The sequence below is a fragment of the Sediminihaliea albiluteola genome, assembly GCF_014077625.1.
Taxonomy (GTDB): domain Bacteria; phylum Pseudomonadota; class Gammaproteobacteria; order Pseudomonadales; family Halieaceae; genus Sediminihaliea; species Sediminihaliea albiluteola.
Window position 1 is genome coordinate 1 of the sequence record NZ_JACFXU010000004.1, and the last position, 241, is coordinate 241.

Sequence of the window (241 nt, forward strand, 5' to 3'; positions counted from 1 at the left end):
CGCTCTGAGCGTACCCTCGCCCTTGTTGCCCACTAAGTCGCGATTACCCAACTTGCCTTCATCAGTACCGACACTCACCACAGTGTAGTAATCATGACTGGCTACGGTATCGCTCCAGCTGACTTTAAATGAAGCACCCGTGGTGGCCTGCTCCGGTGCAGTGATGCTCAGTTCCGCGGCAACAACTTCCAGCGGAGCACTGGCCAAGGTCTTCATCCCCTCGCGCAATACATAGCGCACT

At 56.0% G+C, this 241-nt stretch carries 1 protein-coding gene; it reads right to left on the reverse strand.

Annotated features, from left to right (window positions below; translation table 11 throughout):
• Nucleotides 1-241 (reverse strand): hypothetical protein (locus H2508_RS00020; RefSeq protein ID WP_182168375.1); only part of this gene is annotated, 241 nt, incomplete at both ends.